Origin of the sequence: Kribbella sp. NPDC051137, from assembly GCF_040682535.1 — a bacterium.
In the GTDB taxonomy this organism is placed as follows: domain Bacteria; phylum Actinomycetota; class Actinomycetes; order Propionibacteriales; family Kribbellaceae; genus Kribbella; species Kribbella karoonensis.
Genome location: NZ_JBFBBI010000006.1, coordinates 771,294 through 787,385 on the forward strand (window position 1 = coordinate 771,294; position 16,092 = coordinate 787,385).

Here is a 16,092-nt window from a genome sequence, read left to right on the forward strand (position 1 = left end):
CCATAGGCTAAACGGAGATGTCCACGGACGGGCGGAGCTTGGCGGCTGCGGCGAGGGCTTCGTGGGCGGGATTGTCCAGGAAACCCTTGATCTTGGCGGGGTCCGCGGCCTGGTCGAGGTGCGGGAGGGCGATCTGTTCGTACGCCGCCTGGAAGCGCGGCCCCCAGCGGCGGGTGCCGAGGCGGGCGGTCCGGGAGCAGTTGTCGACCATGTACGCGACGTCGCGGGCGTGCATGTACGGCAGCAGCGAGTCGACCGCCTCGATCACCGACTCGTTGACGATCTCCGACCACGCGTGCCCGCGAGCCGCGAACTCGTCCACCTGCGCCATCATCGTCGCGACGAACAGCCCGGCCGTCACCGGATCCACGCCGGCCGCCCGGCCGTCGGCGTACCCCACCGTCGCGCGGGGCGTACCGCGGAGCGCATGGACCTCGGCGCTGTGCGACCACATCGGGCTGCCGCCGATCTCGGTCATCGGCCGGTCCTCGAGGCGCTGCTCGGCGAGGATCACGCTGCGCAGTTCGGTGCCGTCGGCAACCTCGTCGTAGATCTCCGCGACCAGGTCCCGGGCCGGCCCGTACGCCGCCGAGTACGCCCGGTCGAACAGGTCCTCGTCGCCGGACGCCGCCCGGACCGCCGGGATCCCTTCGTTCGAGATGGTCCGCGCGATCGGCCCGGTGATCGCCTCGGTCGACCGCTGGTACGCCGTGACCGGGTCCGCGCCGTCGATCCGGAAGTACCGGTAGAGCGCCTCGACCAGGCCGTGCACCGCACCGAGCAGGATCGCCCGCTCGCCGACGATGTCCGAGTGGTACTCGGCGGAAAGCGTTGTCGCGAACGTGTACGGCGACCCGAGCGCGACCGACCACGCCAGCGCCCGGTCCCACCCGTGGCCGTCGGGGTCGGCGTGCACGGCGATGCTCGCGTTGATGCCGGCGCCGTTGACGGTCGCGCCCTGCTGGTACAGGCGGCGTACCGAGTCGCCCATCCCCTTCGGGCAGACCGCGATCACCGGGTGGCCGGCCGGGAACGCACTGCCGCGTTCGCGCAGGTGGCCGAGCAGGAAACCGTGGGACAGGCCAATGGTCGCGCCGGGCTTGAGGACCGCGAAGATCTCCTCGTGATGCGCCGCCAGCGCCGCGTCCGCGATCAGCAGGATCACCAGGTCGGCACCCGCCGCCACCTCGAGCCAGTCCCCCAGCGTCCCGTCGTCCTCGGCGAACCCGTGCTGCCGCGCGTCCTCGGCGGACCGGGATCCCGGACGCAGCCCCACCGCGACGCCGACCCCGGTCCCGGCGAGCGAGTCCCGCAGGTTCAGCGCCTGCGCCCGCCCCTGCGGACCCCAGCCGAGCACCCCGATGCGCTCCACCCCGTGCAACGCATCCGGCAGCAGCGGGAACAGGTCCCGCCCGCCCCGCACGATCGCCTCGGTCCCACCCGGGACCGCCATCGACTCCACCCGAAACACCGAACTCTCCATGCCCACCACCCAACGCCCTACCTAGCCATTGCAGCAAGCGCAACCTTTGCACCGCACCGTTCCACAATCTGCAACACTGGGACAGCGACAGCCGGCGGTGTCGGTGAACAAGCCATTGCCTGTCGCCTGACCCCAAGGGGTGTCCGACATGGCTGGGAGGTCGCGGTGGAGCAGCGAGAGCTGGAGCTGTTTCTGCACCTGGGCCGGTCGCTGAACTACGGGCGGACGAGCCTGGAGTGTCACGTCAGTGCGGCGACGCTGACGCGGACGATTCAGCGGCTGGAGGCGCGGGTAGGGGCGCGGTTGCTGGACCGGGGGCCGCGGGGCGTGACGTTGACGGCGGAGGGGCGGCGGTTCACGGCGTACGCGGAGAAGGCGTTGGAGTTGTGGGCCGGCTATCGCGAGGCGGCCGAGGAGGATCTGACCGGTGAGCTCCGGATCTTCGCGACCGTGACCGCCTGCCAGACGCTGCTCCCCGAACTGCTGCGTCCCTTGCGTGCTCAGCATCCGCAGATCCGGCTGAACCTCCGCACCGGTGACGCGGCCGCCGCGCTCGCCCGCCTCGACGAGGGCGAGGTCGACGCCGCCGTAGCCGGCATCCCGAGCCGCCTCCCCCAGACCCTGATCACCCGCACAGTCGCCGTCACCGACCTGGTCCTGGTCAGATCCCGCACCACACTCTCCGACCACCCATCCACCCGTCCACCCGACAGTCCGCTCGGGGGGCCGTTTGTGGTGCCGGCGCGGGGACTGGTTCGGGAGGCGGCGTTCCGGTGGTTCCGGAAAACGGGGGTCAGGCCAACGATCGCGGCGGAACCCGACGGCCACGAAGCGCTGCTCGCCCTGGTGGCGCTGGGCTGCGGCGTCGGCGTCGTACCGCGACTGGTGCTCGAATCGTCCGCGGTCCGCGATCAGCTGGAAGAGCTGCCGGCCGAGCTCGACCCGCTCACGATCGGGCTTTGCGCGCGCCGCGCCGACCTGCACCGGCCTTTGGTCGCGGCGCTCTGGGCGCTGCGACCGTAGCCCCCGGCAACAGCTTCGCGGGGACCAGCTGCGGCGGCAGCGGATCCGCGTCCTCGAGCTGCCGGATCAACGCCTCGGTGCCCAGCTGCCCGAGCTCCGGACCCGGCGTCCGCATCATCGTCAACTCGGGGTCCGTCATCGCCGCGGTCTCCGGCACCATCAGCAGCGCGAGCACCGACAGGTCCCCCGGTACGTCGTACCCCGCGCGCTTGAGCCCCGACACCACCCCGATCGCGGCGTACTCGTTCAGCACCAGCACCGCCGTCGTCTCCGGGTGCTCCGCGAGCAACCGCTCCACCGCGGCCTTCCCCGCCGAGGTCGTGTCCGAGCACGGCAGCACCACGACCGGCAGCCCGTACTCCGCCGCCACCCGCCGGTACGCCGCGTCGACCCGCACCCACGGCCCGTACTCGTGGAACCGCGGGTCGTCCAGATCGCCCGAGATCAAGGCGAGTTGCCGATGCCCGCGCTCGTACAGGTGCCGGACCGCGTCCTCGACCGTGGTGTCGAAGTCGATGTCCACGTGCGACAACCCGGCCGGCTCGGTCGTCCGCCCGATCAGCGCGAACGGCGTCGCGGCCTGCCGCAGTACGTCGATCCGCGGGTCGTCGAGCTGCACCTCCATCAGTACGACGCCGTCCACCAGGCCCTGCCCGAGCAGTTCCCGGAGCTCGACACCGTCGTTGCCGACCGGCCACAGCACCAGGTGGTAGTCCTCCTTGCGGGCCGCCTCGGCCGCACTGGTGAAGAACTCCGAGGTCGACATCCCGAACCTGTGCTCGAGCGCCGGGTAGGCCATCGCGATGATGTGCGTCCGCCGGGACGCGAGCGCGCGGGCGACCATGTTGCGGCGGTATCCGAGGTCGAGCATCGCCTGCTCGATCCGGGCCCGGGTGGCGGCGGTCACCGGCTTGGTGTCGTTGAGCAGGAACGAGACGGTCGCGATCGAGACACCGGCACGCTGAGCGACGTCCTTCATCGTGACCATCGATCGACCCCCTCTGACCTCTTGACAGGTGTGTGACGTAGGGAACATAGTCCTTCAACACCTCAGTTAAGCGGTTTACCGCCAAATCCACAAGCAACTCCCACGCCCTTCGTCCATCGGTTAAACGCTTTGAAGGAGTCCGATGTCATGATCAGCAAGCGGATCGCCGCCGCGCTGGCGGGTGCGACGACGGTGTCGCTCCTGCTGGGCGCCTGCGGCAGCAACGGCGGCGGCCAGTCGTCCAGCTCCGGCGACAGCGTGAAGAGCCTCACGATCCTGGACTACTACAACAACGATCCCGACAAGTCCCTTGTACAGAAGGGACTCGACAGCTGCGCGTCGCAGCTCGGCATCACGATCCAGCGGGAGACGGTGCCTGGTGACACCTTGATCCAGAAGGTGCTGCAGCAGGCGTCGTCGAAGACGCTGCCGGACGTGCTGATGCTCGACAACCCCGACGTCCAGCAGATCGCCGCGACCGGCGCGCTGGCGCCCCTGAACGACCTGGGCCTGAACGGGGACGGCGTCATCAAGGGCATGGTCGACGCGACGTCGTACCAGGGCAAGCTCTACGGACTGGCGCCGGTGACGAACACGATCGCGCTGTTCTACAACAAGGACATGCTGGCGCAGGCCGGCGTGCAGCCGCCCAAGACCTGGGACGAGCTGAAGGCCGCCGCCGCGAAGCTCACCAAGCCCGGCCGGTACGGGATGGCCTTCAACGCGAACGCGACGTACGAAGGGTCCTGGCAGTTCCTGCCGGCGATGTGGACCAACGGCGGCGACGAGACCGACCTGAAGAGCCCGCAGGTGGCCGAGGCGCTGCAGTTGTGGGTGGACCTGGTGAAGTCGGGGTCCGCGTCGAAGAGCGTGATCAACTGGACCCAGGGCGACGTCAACGACCAGTTCATCGCCGGCAAGGCCGCGATGATGATCAACGGCCCGTGGCAGATCCCGGCGCTGGACAAGAACCCCAAGATCAAGTGGGGCGTGGTCACGTTCCCGGTGAACAAGCCGGACCAGACGCCGGTCGCGCCGCTCGGCGGTGAGGCCTGGACGGTCCCGCTGAACAAGGACCAGGCCAAGCAGCAGAAGGCCGCCGACTTCGTGAAGTGCCTGAACTCGGACGAGAACGAGCTGGCCTGGGCCAAGGCCCGGTTCACGATTCCGACCAAGACGTCGCTGCTCGACGAGTACGTCAAGGAAGTGCCGTCGATGAAGGCCTTCACCGAGCAGGTCAAGACCGCCCGCTCGCGGACCGGCAAGCTCGGCGACAAGTGGCCGGACGCCGCCAAGGTGATCTACCAGGCGATCCAGCTGGCGCTGACCGGTAAGGCCTCGGCCCAGGACGCCTTCAAGCAGGCCTCCGGCGGCTGATCGGCATGGCGACGCTCACACGTACGACGGAAACCAGCACGGCCGGCCGCGCGCGGGTGCGCGGCCGGTACCGCCGGGGCGAGAGCCTGACCAAGGTGCTGTTCGTGCTGCCGGCCGCGGTCGCGATGCTCGCGCTGTTCGGCTATCCGGTGGTGAAGAACCTGCTGATGAGCCTGCAGGACTACGGGCTGAAGACGTTCTTCACCGGCGTCGCGCCCTGGGTCGGGCTGCAGAACTACCGCACGGTCGTGACCGACAAGCTGTTCTCGGACGCGATGCTGAACACCGCGCTGTTCACGGTCGGCTCGATCGCGTTCCAGTTCGCGATCGGGCTCGGGCTCGCACTCTTTTTCCGAAACCGTTTTCCGCTCAGCGGCGTGCTCCGGTCGTTGCTGCTGCTGCCCTGGCTGCTGCCGCTGATCGTGTCCAGCGCGACCTGGCGGTCGATCCTCGAGCAGGACAGCGGGATCCTCAACCGGACGCTGCTCGGCCTGCACGTCATCGGTGACCCGGTGCCGTGGCTGAACTCGCCCTCGGTCGCGCTGATCGCGGTGATCGGCGTGAACATCTGGATCGGCATCCCGTTCAACGTGACGCTGCTGTACTCCGGCCTCGCGGAGATCCCGGACGAGCTGTACGAGGCCGGCCAGCTGGACGGCGCGACCGGGTGGCGCTCGTTCTGGTACATCACCTGGCCGAACCTGCGCTCGGTGGCCAGCGTGCTGCTGATGCTCGGCGTCGTCTACACGATCAAGGTCCTGGACATCATCCTCGGCCTGACCGGCGGCGGCCCGGCGAACGCGACCCAGACGCTGGCGACCCAGTCGTACGAGAAGTCGTTCGTGGACTTCCGGTTCGGCCAGGGCGCGGCACTGTCCAACATCCTGATCGCGATCTCGTTCCTGTTCGCGATCTTCTACCTGCGCGGCAACCGCAAGGCCGTCGATGAGTAAGGGGAGCACGATGCGACGTACGGCGTACACCATCATCGGCGTGCTGATCCTGTGCGTGATGCTGTTCCCGGTCTACTGGATGCTGAACGCCTCCCTGCAGCCGTCCGGGAACACGTTGACGGCCGGTTTCCTGCCGTTGCATCCAACGTTTTCCGGATACCGGCGGGCGCTCGACGAGCAGGGCGGGAACCTCGTCACCAGCCTGATCATCGCGGTCGGAACGGTCGTGCTGAGCCTGGCGATCGCGACGCCCTGTGCGTACGCGCTCTCCCAGTTCCGGTCCCGCTGGGTGTCGATCGGGCTGCTCGCGATCCTGATCTCGCAGATGATCCCCGGCATCGTGATCGCGAACGCGCTCTACACGGCGTACGAACGGATCGGGCTGCTGAACTCGATCCCGGGCCTGATCATCGCGAACTGCGCCAGCGGGATCCCGTTCGCGATCCTGATCCTGCGGTCGTTCATGCTCTCGCTGCCGCCGTCGCTGGTGGAGGCCGCGCGGGTGGACGGCGCGGGGCTGTTCCGGGCGTTCGTGGCGATCGTGCTGCCGATCAGCAGGAACTCGCTGATCACGGCCGGACTGTTCAGTTTCCTGTTTTCCTGGAGCGATTTCCTGTTCGCGCTGACGCTGACCACCAAGGGCGGCGTGCGGCCGGTGACGCTCGGGATCTACCAGTACCTCGGCACCCAGGTGCAGAACTGGAACGCGGTGATGGCGACCGCGGTGCTCTCGGCGATCCCGGCCGTCGTGCTGCTGGTCGCCGCACAGAAGTACATCGCCGCCGGTGCCATCGGCGGCGCCGTCAAATGACCATTGGGGATACCAACAAAATGAACGTACTTGTCTGGGGCGAGAACCGGCACGAGCAGGTCGAGCCGCACGTCCGGGAGATCTATCCCGACGGCATGCACTCGACGATCGCGGCCGGGATCGCCGAGAACCTGCCCGACGTCAAGGTCTCCACGACGACCCTCGACGAACCCGAGCACGGCCTCACCGAGGAGGTACTGGCGCAGACCGACGTCCTGGTCTGGTGGGGCCACGCCGCGCACGGCGAGGTGGACGACAAGGTGGTCGAGCGCGTGTACCAGCACGTGCTGTCCGGGATGGGCCTGGTGGTCCTGCACTCCGGCCACTGGTCGAAGATCTTCGGCAAGCTGATGGGTACCACCTGCACGCTCCGCTGGCGCAGCGAGCGGGACCGCGAGCTGGTCTGGACGGTCAACCCCACGCACCCGATCGCCCAGGGCGTCCCGCACCCGATCGAGATCGAGCAGCAGGAGATGTACGGCGAGTTCTTCGACATCCCGGTGCCGGACGAGCTGATCTTCGTGTCCTCGTTCTCCGGCGGCGAGGTGTTCCGCTCCGGCTGCACGTTCCGCCGCGGGCACGGCAAGATCTTCTACTTCTCCCCCGGCGACCAGGACTTCCCGGTGTACCACCACAAGGACGTCCGTAAAGTGATCGCGAACGGCGTCGCCTGGGCCCGGACCGACCTGCCGAAGCGGGAACTGCCGACGCTGCTGCGCTACGAGACCGACGATTTCTTCAACGGACACGGGTACACCGGACCCATCGAGGAGCCTGCCGATGCCTGAACCCCTACGCCTGCTGCAGGTCGGAGCCGGCGGCATGGGCCGCGCCTGGCTGCGGACCATCGCCGCCAACCCCGACGTCGTGCTGGTCGGCCTGGTCGACCTCGACGTCGGGACCGCCCGAGCCGCAGCCGACGAGCACGGCTACTCCGGCCTGCCGGTCGCGGCCTCGATGGACAAACTGGGTGTCGAGTTCGACGCCGTCGTCGACGTGACCGTGCCGGTAGCGCATCCGAAAGTCAGTGTGGAAGCGTTGCTGCGCGGTGTCCCGGTGCTGTGCGAGAAACCGTTGGCGGAAACCGTTCGTGAGTGTCTGCAGATGGCGGCCGCAAGCGAAGCCAGCGGGCAACTGCTGATGGTGTCGCAGTCCCGCCGGTACTTCCGGGCGGTCAACGCCTTCCAGCGGCAGATCGCCGAGCTCGGGCCGATCGGCACGCTGTCGTGCGAGTTCTACAAGGCACCGCACTTCAGCGGCTTCCGTGAGCGGATGGCCGAGCCGCTGCTCGTCGACATGGCGATCCACCAGTTCGACCTGTCCCGCAAGCTGATCGGGTCGGAGCCGGTCTCCGTGTACTGCGACTCGTACAACCCGCCCTGGAGCTGGTTCGACGGCAACGCGGCGGCATCGGCGATCTTCACGTACGCCAACGGAACACGTTTCACCTTCGCCGGAAGCTGGTGCGCCCCGGGTCTCGAGACGTCCTGGAACGGCTTCTGGCGGGCCGGCACCCCGAGCGGTACGGCGACCTGGGACGGCGACAACGCCCCGGTCGCGGAACCCGACGTACCTGCGCCGCTCGGGGACGAGCCCGAGGAGATCGCCGGCTCGCTCGCGGAGTTCGTGCACGCCGTCCGGACGTCGGCCACTCCGCAGTCCGAGGTCCACTCGAACGTGGTCAGCCTCGCGATGGTCGAGGCCGCCGTACGCTCGGCGAACACCGGCGTACCGGTCCGCATCACCGACATCGTCGCCGAGGCCCACACCGAGGCGCTGTCGACGACCCAGAACCCCGACCTACTCGCCGCCCTGAAGTCCTGGCCCAACCCCCTCGCCGCGGTCGGCCTCGCCTGACCCCTTCACCGAGCCGTGGCGATCGGCTCGCGCGGCCGGCGGAGCCGTCGAGTTGGCCAGGCGGATCGTCGGTTGCGGGACGTGGTGGGTGGTGGGACCGGCACCCTCGATGACGGCGAGGATCGCTTCGCCGACGATCGTGCCCAGGCCGTGGACGTCGACGGTGACGACACTGAGCGGTGGCGTGGCGAGCCGCGCCACCGCTGTGTCGTCCCAGGCGATCACCGACAACTGTTCGGGAACGGCGACGCCGAGCTCCTTCGCCGCCGCCAGCCCGCCGATCGCCATCAGGTCGTTGTCGAAGACAACGGCCGTCGGCACCTGGCTCCCGGTCAGCAACTGCTTCGTCGCGTCCCGCCCGGAGTCCTCCGAGTAGTCGCCCTCGATCACGCGCGCGCGTACGTCCCGCTCGGCACAGGTCGCCATGAAGGCGTCGTCGCGCGCCAGGCAGTGCAGCATGTCCCGCGGGCCGCTGACCCGGGCGATGTCGGCGTGCCCGAGATCCGCGAGCGCCCGGACCGCCGCGCGGGCGCCCTCGGCGTTGTCGACCAGTACGTTCGTGATCGGCGCCTTCAGCTCCGGCCCGCCGAGCAGCACCGCCGGTACGCCGAGCCGCTGCAGCTCGTCGAGCCGCCGGTCGGTGGCCCGCAGGTCGACCATCACGATGCCGTCGACGTACCCGTTCGCCACCCAGCGCCGCCAGATCTCGATCTCGGCGGTAGTGTCCGCGGCGAACTCGATCAGCAGACTGCAGCCGCGCCCGGCGAAGACCTCCTCGATCCCCTGGACGACGTCGGCCATGAACGGCTCCATCCCGAGCAGTCGCCCGGGACGCGCCAGCACCAGCCCCGCGATCCGCTCGCGCTCCTGCATAAACTGCCCTCCAAGGCCGTCGAAGCCACTATATTCACAGACCTAACAAACTCGACAGATTGCGGATGTCCCGATGCAGCAGGTCAGCGACGCGTCGCGATCGCCGGGCTACGACCCGGCGCCGACGAACAGCCGTGCCCTCATTGTGGACAGCATCCGCTCGGCAGGCACGGTCAGCCGGGTCGAACTCACCCAGATCACCGGCCTCACCGCCCCTTCGGTCACCACGCTGGTCCGGCGACTGATCGACGACGGCCTGGTCGACGAGGCCGGCCGCGGCTCGTCCACCGGCGGCAAGCCGCGCACGCTGCTCCGGATCCGCGCCGCCGCGCGGTACGTCGTCGGCGTCCACCTGAGCCCCGACAGCCTGACGTACGTGCTGGTCGACTACGCGGGCGGGGTGCTCGCGCGCTGGCGGCGGGCCGGTCCGGGCGACGAGAGCGACCCGGAGCAGGTGGTGCAGCGGATCGCCGCCGAGACCACCGAGCTGATCGAGCGTTCCGGCGTCGACCCGGAGCTGATCCTCGGCCTCGGATTCGTCTGTCCCGGCCCGCTGATCCGCAACCTCGGCGTCACCTCGGCCCCGCCGAGCATGGCGAACTGGGTCGGCTTCCCGATCCACGAGCGCCTGGAGGAGCGGCTCGGTCTGCCCGCGCTGCTCGAGAACGACGCGACCGCGGCCGCCGCGGGAACCCGGCTCACCACCAGCCACGACGTATCGGTGATGGCCGGGCTGTTCATGAGCGAGGGCATCGGCTCCGGCCTGCGGCTGAACGGCAACGTCTACCAGGGCGCGCACGGCAACGCCGGAGAGGTCGGGCACATCTGCGTGCAGATCGGCGGGCCGCGGTGCTGGTGCGGGAGCACCGGTTGCCTGGAGGCGATCGCCGGTCCGGCCACGGTGGTCGCGAAGGCCCGGGCCGCGGGCCTCGACCTCGGGTCACAGCGCCGTACCGGGGTCGCGGCGTTCGCTGCCATCGCCCGGCTGGCGCTGACCGGGGACTCGCGGGCCGACGCGATCCTGCGCGACTCCGCGTCCTGGCTCGCCCTCGGCGCGCAGACGATCACCAACATGTACGACGTCCAGCTGCTCGTGCTGACCGGTCCGGCGTTCGCCGTCGCCGGGACGATCTACCTGCCGATCATCCAGGACCGGATCATGAGCTCCGCGTTCGGGCGGGCCGTGAACACCGAGGTGGTGCTGGACGAACGCGGCCATGACGCGGCCGCGATCGGCGCCGCGCTGATGATGCTCCGCTCCGAGCGCGCGATCTCTGCCTAGCAAACCCTTTCCAAACACTCCTGGTGTCGAAATCGTTACCGCGCTGACCCCTTGCGCCTTCTTTGTTAGGCGAACTAAGTTACGGCCAGCTTCCCTGGCGGGTGCCGGGTGACGCGTTCGAAGACCGCGTTGGAAAGGAATTTGATCAATGCTCCGGAACCCGACGAACCGAACCCGCGGCCGGCGCCTGGTGAGCGCCGCTGCCGTCGTGACCGCCACCGCTCTGCTGCTCGCCGCCTGCAACGGCGCCGCCACCGGCAGCCAGGGCACCGCCAAGGACGCCTCGATCACGGTCGCGGCCGGCGACATCACCACCGAGAACTTCAACCCGTTCAGCAGTACGGCGCTGCAGCCGACGCTCGGCGTCATCTACGAGCCGCTGTACTGGTACAACTTCGCGAAGCAGTCCGAGCCCACGCCGGTCCTCGCGTCGAGCTTCTCCTGGAACGCCGCCGGCACCGAGCTGACGATCAAGACCCGGCACGACGTGAAGTGGAACGACGGCCAGCCGTTCACCGCGAAGGATGTCGCCTTCACCTTCAATCTGGTCGCGAAGACGCCCGCGCTGAACCCGTCCGGTCTCGCCGCGACCGCGAAGGCCACGTCGGACGACACCGCCGTACTGACGTTCAAGACGAAGTCGCTGATGCAAGAGCCGGCCGTGCTCGCCAACCAGGCGATCGTGCCCGAGCACATCTGGAAGGACATCAAGGACCCGACGACGAACCTCAACAAGAACCCCGTCGGCACAGGGCCTTTCAAGGTGAAGTCCTACACGCCGCAGAGCTTCGTACTGACGAAGAACGACCAGTACTGGGAAGCCGGCAAGCCCACGATCAAGGAGGTCCGGTACCTCCCGGTCACGTCCGCGGACGCCGCGAGCGCCGCACTCGTCGCGGGCAAGGTCGACTGGGCGAGCGCGTACCTGCCGGGCATCGACAACATCATGAAGTCCGGCAAGAACCTCACGTACGTGAACACGCCCGTGATGACGACCGTCATCGTGAGCTGCTCGAACGCCGCCCTCGGCTGCACCGGCCCGCAGACGGATCCCGCCGTGCGCAAGGCGATCTACCTGGCGATGAACCGCGAGCAGCTCGCGAAGCTGGCCGGCGGCGGCGTCGCGGGCGTCGGCTCGCCGACCATGCTGCTGCCGGGCCGCGACGACCAGTGGATCGCGGACGCCGGTACGGCGAAACTCCCGCAGAGCGCCGACACCGACGCGGCGAACAAGGCCCTTGACGCGGCCGGCTGGACGAAGGGCAGCGACGGCGTCCGGACCAAGGACGGCAAGCGGCTGTCGCTGACCGTGCAGACCGTGACCGGGTGGAGCGACTACATCCTGATCAACGACACCCTGAAGCAGCAGCTCGCCGCGGTCGGCATCGAGCTCAAGCCGAGCCAGGTGTCGTGGAACGAGTGGAACGCCGCGCAGACCAACGGCAAGTTCCAGCTGTCGCTGGACTCGGTCGGCCTCGGCGCGTCCACCAACCCGTACTTCACCTACGACAGCAAGCTCGCCACCACGAACACCGCGCCGGTCGGCAAGAGCGCCTCGGCCGGTAACCAGTCCCGGTTCTCCAGCCCCGCCGTCGACGCCGCGTTGACCGCGGCCGCGGGCACCACGGACCAGGCCGCGCAGAAGGCGGAGTACGCGAAGATCCAGGGCATCATCGCGGAGCAGCTCCCGTACATCCCGGTCTACGTGAACTCGATGCTCACGGAGTTCAACACCTCGCGTGCGACCGGCTGGCCGACCAAGGACAACCTGTACGTGCTGCCCGCGGCGTGGAAGGCGTGGGACGCCGGCATCGTCCTCAAGACGATCAAGCCCGCCAGCTGATGCGGTACCTGCTCCGGAAGCTCGCCTTCTACGTGGTCGCGCTCTGGGCGGCGCTGACGCTGAACTTCCTGATTCCCCGGCTGATGCCGGGGAACCCGGTCGATCTGATGCTCTCCAAGCTCGCGACGAAAGGCCCGGTCACCCCGACCACCCGGACCGCGATCCAGGCGCTGCTCGGGACGGACACCAGCTCCTCGCTCTGGACGCAGTACTGGAGGTATCTGCACCACCTGCTGACCGGTGACCTCGGTACGTCGATCGCGTACTTCCCGGCGCCGGTCTCGCAGGTGATCGGCCAGACGCTGCCGTGGACGGTCGGGCTGATCGGGATCGCGACCGTCATCTCGTTCGCGGTCGGGATCCTGCTCGGCCGCGCGGCCGGCTGGCGGCGCGGGTCCTGGATCGACAACCTGATCCCGTTCACCACGATGCTCCAGTCGGTGCCGTACTTCTGGCTCGCGCTGCTGCTGCTCTTCCTGCTGGCCAGCAGCTGGCCGGTGTTCCCGCTGAGCGGCGGGTACGACGTGTACTCCGTGACGCCGAGCTGGAGCCTGCCGTTCCTGCAGTCCGTGCTGTACCACGGTGCGCTGCCCGCGCTGACGATCGTGATCTCCTCGATCGGCGGCTGGATGCTCGGGATGCGGAACATGATGGTCTCGACGCTGTCCGAGGACTTCGTCGTGACCGCGGAGGCGAAGGGCCTGACGCCGCGCCGGATCCGGTCCCGGTACGTGGCCCGGAACGCGATTCTGCCATCGGTTTCCGGATTCGCGATCTCGCTCGGCTTCGTGGTCGCCGGGTCGATCGTGACCGAGGCGGTGTTCGGGTACCCGGGGATCGGGTCCGCGCTGTTGCTTGCCGTCGGCAACAACGACTACGCGCTGATGCAGGGCGTCTTCCTGATCATCACACTCGCAGTCCTCGGCGCGAACCTGCTCGTCGACCTCCTGTACGGCGTCATCGACCCCCGCACGCGTGCGCGGTCCTGAGGAAGGGCGCTATGACTGTCACCACTGAAGGGGCCGCACAGACCGCCGCGGCGGACGGCCCGTCGCCGGCCACGCAGACCCGGCGCCGGCTTCCGCCGATGACCCTCAAGCTCGCGGTCGGGCTGACGCTCACCGGACTGATCGTGCTGTTCGGCGTGCTCGGACCGCTCCTGGTCGGCAATCCGTCGACGGTCCGGGACATCGGCCTGACAGGGCCGGGCCACGGATTCATTTTGGGCACCACCCAGAGCGGGCAGGATGTGTTCGCCCAGCTCGCGTACGCCACCCGCGGCTCGCTGATCATCGGCGTCGTGGTCGGTGCGATCACGCTGCTGCTGTCGTCGTTCTTCGGTGTGGTCGGCGCATTCGTCGGCGGCTGGGCGGACGAGGCGTTCTCGCTGTTCACCAACATCATGCTGGTGATCCCGGGGCTGCCGCTGGTGATCGTGATCTCCAGCTACGTTCCGAACAAGTCGATCTGGCTGGTGGCCGCCGTACTCGCCATCACCAGCTGGGCCGGGTCCGCCCGGGTGCTGCGCGGGTTCACGCTGAGCGTCCGCAGCCGCGACTACGTGCTGGCGGCACGGATCGGCGGCGAGAAACGCTGGCGGATCCTGGCCGTCGAGATCCTGCCGAACCTGATCCCACTGCTCGCCTCGCAGGTGGTGTTCGCGGTCATCTTCGCGATCCTCGGCGAGGCCGGGCTGTCGTTCCTCGGGCTCGGCGCGTCCGGCTCGTTCACCTGGGGAACGATGCTGTTCTACGCGCAGAACGGGCTCGCACTGCGGCTCGGCGCCTGGTGGTGGTTCGCGCCGCCGGGGCTGGCGATCGCGCTGTTCGGCGCGGCGCTGTCGCTGATCAACTTCTCGATCGACGAGATCATCAACCCGAAGCTGCGCTCGCAGACGCGTGCCGAGCGCAACAAGTGGAGCGTGAAGGCATGAGAGTGCTCAGCATCGAGGATCTCAGCATCGACTACCTGGCCGAGACCACCGTGCACGCCGTACGCGAGGTGTCGCTCACCCTGGAGCGCGGGGAGATCCTGGGGCTCGCGGGAGAAAGCGGTTGCGGAAAATCCACCCTCGCGTATGCGATCACCCGGCTGCTGAAACCGCCGGCGCGGATCACCGGCGGCCGGGTGGTGTTCTCGTCCCGCGAGGGGTACGACATCGACCTGGCTGCGCTGACCGGCGACGACCTGCGCGCGTTCCGCTGGGACAAGATCGCGATGGTCTTCCAGGGCGCGATGAACTCGCTCAACCCGGTACTGCGAGTTTCCGAACAGCTGGAAGACGTTTTCATCACCCACCGGCCCGAGCTGGGCAAGGCCGAACGCCGGGAGCGCTGCGGCGAACTCCTCGAACGGGTCGGCGTCGACCGCGACCGGTTGCGCGCGTACCCGCACGAACTCTCCGGCGGCATGCGGCAGCGGGTGATGATCGCGATGGCGCTCGCGCTCGAACCGCAGGTCCTGATCATGGACGAGCCGACCACCGCGCTGGACGTCGTCGTACAGCGCGAGATCCTCCGCGAGATCACCCGGCTGCGGGCCGAGCTCGGGTTCGCGGTCGTCTTCATCACCCACGACCTCCCGCTGCTGCTGGAGATCAGCGACCGGATCGCGGTGATGCGGGACGGCCTGATCGTCGAACTCGACGACGCGCTGACGCTCTACACGAAGCCGAAGCACCCGTACACGAAGCGGTTGCTGTCGTCGTTCCCCAGCCTGACCGGTGAACGCGGCGCTTTTGTCCGCACCGGCGTCGAGGAGGCACTGTGAGTGCGCTCGAGCTGCGCGACGTGGTGAAGGAGTACCGGCTGCGCAACGGGCTGCGGACCAAGCGACTGCGGGCCGTCGACAAGGTCAGCTTCGAACTGCAGCCCGGCCGGACGATCGCGCTGGTCGGCCAGTCCGGCTCGGGCAAGTCCACGATCGCGAAACTCCTGCTCCAACTGGAGCGCCCGACGTCCGGCGAGATCCTGGTCGACGGCAAGCCGATGGAGTACCGCGGCGCGGCGGCAGCGACGTACCGCAAAGCCGTCCAGATGGTCTTCCAGGACCCGTTCGCGTCGCTGAACCCGTACCACTCGATCGCCCACCACCTGGCCCGCCCGGTGAAACTCCACCACCCGGCCTTCACCCGCAACCAGGTCGACGAACGCGTCCTCGAACTCCTCCGCCGAGTCCGCCTCGACGAGACCTACGCCCACCGCAAGCCGCACGAACTCTCCGGCGGCCAACGCCAACGCGTCGCCATCGCCCGGGCCCTCGCCCCCGAACCGGCCATCCTGGTCGCCGACGAACCGGTCTCGATGCTCGACGTCTCGATCCGCCTGGGCGTCCTCAACCTCCTGGCCACCCTCCAACGCGAGGAAAACCTAGGAGTCCTCTACATCACCCACGACCTCGCCACCGCCCGCCACTTCAGCGACGAAATCATGGTCCTCTACCACGGCCAGGTCGTCGAACAAGGCCCCGCCGACGACGTGATCCTCAACCCCCAACACGACTACACCAAGCTCCTCGCCGAAGCCGCCCCCGCCCCCGAACGCCGCCTCAGCGCACGCCGCGCTGAACTCGAGCCCTGAAAACAGCAGTGCGCCGGAGAGAAG

15 protein-coding genes are annotated in these 16,092 nt (G+C 68.6%); 12 read left to right on the forward strand and 3 right to left on the reverse strand.

Translation table 11 applies throughout. The annotated features are described in order from the left end of the window. Positions 1 to 7: 7 nt before the first annotated feature. Positions 8 to 1,483: a ketol-acid reductoisomerase gene (locus AB0M51_RS34415; RefSeq protein WP_344191764.1), complete on the reverse strand. Its 1,476-nt coding sequence runs from the start codon at positions 1,481 to 1,483 to the stop codon at positions 8 to 10. 165 nt (positions 1,484 to 1,648) lie between these two features. Here AB0M51_RS34415 and ilvY point away from each other — a divergent pair, with 165 nt between their 5' ends. Continuing rightward, complete coding sequence (gene ilvY / locus AB0M51_RS34420) at positions 1,649 to 2,506, forward strand: HTH-type transcriptional activator IlvY (protein WP_344191762.1); 858 nt, start codon at positions 1,649 to 1,651, stop codon at positions 2,504 to 2,506. Here ilvY and AB0M51_RS34425 read toward each other — a convergent pair. Further along, positions 2,430 to 3,494 (reverse strand): LacI family DNA-binding transcriptional regulator, encoded by a 1,065-nt coding sequence (locus AB0M51_RS34425; protein WP_344191760.1) that lies wholly within the window; start codon positions 3,492 to 3,494, stop codon positions 2,430 to 2,432. The two genes, ilvY and AB0M51_RS34425, sit on opposite strands and share 77 nt — an antisense overlap. A 147-nt stretch (positions 3,495 to 3,641) precedes the next feature. Here AB0M51_RS34425 and AB0M51_RS34430 point away from each other — a divergent pair, with 147 nt between their 5' ends. Genes AB0M51_RS34430 through AB0M51_RS34450 form a run of 5 tightly spaced genes read left to right on the forward strand, consistent with a single transcriptional unit; the run spans position 3,642 to position 8,492 of the window. Next, positions 3,642 to 4,871, forward strand: a complete 1,230-nt coding sequence (locus AB0M51_RS34430) for an ABC transporter substrate-binding protein (protein ID WP_344191757.1) — start codon at positions 3,642 to 3,644, stop codon at positions 4,869 to 4,871. 5 nt (positions 4,872 to 4,876) lie between these two features. Further along, positions 4,877 to 5,824 (forward strand): sugar ABC transporter permease, encoded by a 948-nt coding sequence (locus tag AB0M51_RS34435; RefSeq protein WP_344191754.1) that lies wholly within the window; start codon positions 4,877 to 4,879, stop codon positions 5,822 to 5,824. 10 nt (positions 5,825 to 5,834) lie between these two features. After that, complete coding sequence (locus tag AB0M51_RS34440; RefSeq protein WP_363752171.1) at positions 5,835 to 6,635, forward strand: carbohydrate ABC transporter permease; 801 nt, start codon at positions 5,835 to 5,837, stop codon at positions 6,633 to 6,635. A gap of 20 nt (positions 6,636 to 6,655) precedes the next feature. Further along, positions 6,656 to 7,423 carry a ThuA domain-containing protein gene (locus AB0M51_RS34445; RefSeq protein ID WP_344191749.1) on the forward strand — a complete coding sequence of 256 codons (768 nt, stop codon included), beginning with the start codon at positions 6,656 to 6,658 and terminating at the stop codon, positions 7,421 to 7,423. Continuing rightward, on the forward strand, positions 7,416 to 8,492 hold the full coding sequence (locus AB0M51_RS34450) for a Gfo/Idh/MocA family oxidoreductase (RefSeq protein WP_363752176.1): 1,077 nt from the start codon (positions 7,416 to 7,418) through the stop codon (positions 8,490 to 8,492). The genes AB0M51_RS34445 and AB0M51_RS34450 overlap by 8 nt, the downstream gene beginning before the upstream one ends. On the opposite strand, the gene AB0M51_RS34455 is transcribed toward AB0M51_RS34450, so the two are convergent. After that, positions 8,436 to 9,365 (reverse strand): substrate-binding domain-containing protein, encoded by a 930-nt coding sequence (locus tag AB0M51_RS34455; RefSeq protein WP_344191745.1) that lies wholly within the window; start codon positions 9,363 to 9,365, stop codon positions 8,436 to 8,438. The two genes, AB0M51_RS34450 and AB0M51_RS34455, sit on opposite strands and share 57 nt — an antisense overlap. Before the next feature lie 73 nt (positions 9,366 to 9,438). Between AB0M51_RS34455 and AB0M51_RS34460 the strand changes: the two genes are divergently transcribed. From AB0M51_RS34460 to AB0M51_RS34485, 6 genes are all read left to right on the forward strand, one after another. After that, complete coding sequence (locus AB0M51_RS34460; protein WP_344191743.1) at positions 9,439 to 10,647, forward strand: ROK family transcriptional regulator; 1,209 nt, start codon at positions 9,439 to 9,441, stop codon at positions 10,645 to 10,647. 148 nt (positions 10,648 to 10,795) lie between these two features. Beyond that, entirely contained in the window at positions 10,796 to 12,490 is a 1,695-nt protein-coding gene (locus AB0M51_RS34465) for an ABC transporter substrate-binding protein (RefSeq protein WP_344191740.1), read from the forward strand. Then, positions 12,490 to 13,479 (forward strand): ABC transporter permease, encoded by a 990-nt coding sequence (locus AB0M51_RS34470; protein ID WP_344191738.1) that lies wholly within the window; start codon positions 12,490 to 12,492, stop codon positions 13,477 to 13,479. The genes AB0M51_RS34465 and AB0M51_RS34470 overlap by 1 nt, the downstream gene beginning before the upstream one ends. Before the next feature lie 11 nt (positions 13,480 to 13,490). Continuing rightward, positions 13,491 to 14,423, forward strand: a complete 933-nt coding sequence (locus AB0M51_RS34475) for an ABC transporter permease (RefSeq protein ID WP_344191736.1) — start codon at positions 13,491 to 13,493, stop codon at positions 14,421 to 14,423. Continuing rightward, entirely contained in the window at positions 14,420 to 15,259 is an 840-nt protein-coding gene (locus tag AB0M51_RS34480) for an ABC transporter ATP-binding protein (RefSeq protein WP_344191733.1), read from the forward strand. Before AB0M51_RS34475 ends, AB0M51_RS34480 begins: the two co-directional genes overlap by 4 nt. After that, on the forward strand, positions 15,256 to 16,068 hold the full coding sequence (locus AB0M51_RS34485) for an ATP-binding cassette domain-containing protein (protein WP_344191730.1): 813 nt from the start codon (positions 15,256 to 15,258) through the stop codon (positions 16,066 to 16,068). Before AB0M51_RS34480 ends, AB0M51_RS34485 begins: the two co-directional genes overlap by 4 nt. Positions 16,069 to 16,092: the final 24 nt, after the last annotated feature.

Coding starts and splice junctions, on each gene's coding strand:
- AB0M51_RS34415 (WP_344191764.1), bottom strand. CDS start 1,483: ATGGAGAGTTCGGTGTTTCGGGTGGAGTCGATGGCGGTCCCGGGTGGG.
- AB0M51_RS34425 (WP_344191760.1), bottom strand. CDS start 3,494: ATGGTCACGATGAAGGACGTCGCTCAGCGTGCCGGTGTCTCGATCGCG.
- AB0M51_RS34430 (WP_344191757.1), top strand. CDS start 3,642: ATGATCAGCAAGCGGATCGCCGCCGCGCTGGCGGGTGCGACGACGGTG.
- AB0M51_RS34435 (WP_344191754.1), top strand. CDS start 4,877: ATGGCGACGCTCACACGTACGACGGAAACCAGCACGGCCGGCCGCGCG.
- AB0M51_RS34440 (WP_363752171.1), top strand. CDS start 5,835: ATGCGACGTACGGCGTACACCATCATCGGCGTGCTGATCCTGTGCGTG.
- AB0M51_RS34445 (WP_344191749.1), top strand. CDS start 6,656: ATGAACGTACTTGTCTGGGGCGAGAACCGGCACGAGCAGGTCGAGCCG.
- AB0M51_RS34450 (WP_363752176.1), top strand. CDS start 7,416: ATGCCTGAACCCCTACGCCTGCTGCAGGTCGGAGCCGGCGGCATGGGC.
- AB0M51_RS34455 (WP_344191745.1), bottom strand. CDS start 9,365: ATGCAGGAGCGCGAGCGGATCGCGGGGCTGGTGCTGGCGCGTCCCGGG.
- AB0M51_RS34460 (WP_344191743.1), top strand. CDS start 9,439: ATGCAGCAGGTCAGCGACGCGTCGCGATCGCCGGGCTACGACCCGGCG.
- AB0M51_RS34465 (WP_344191740.1), top strand. CDS start 10,796: ATGCTCCGGAACCCGACGAACCGAACCCGCGGCCGGCGCCTGGTGAGC.
- AB0M51_RS34470 (WP_344191738.1), top strand. CDS start 12,490: ATGCGGTACCTGCTCCGGAAGCTCGCCTTCTACGTGGTCGCGCTCTGG.
- AB0M51_RS34475 (WP_344191736.1), top strand. CDS start 13,491: ATGACTGTCACCACTGAAGGGGCCGCACAGACCGCCGCGGCGGACGGC.
- AB0M51_RS34480 (WP_344191733.1), top strand. CDS start 14,420: ATGAGAGTGCTCAGCATCGAGGATCTCAGCATCGACTACCTGGCCGAG.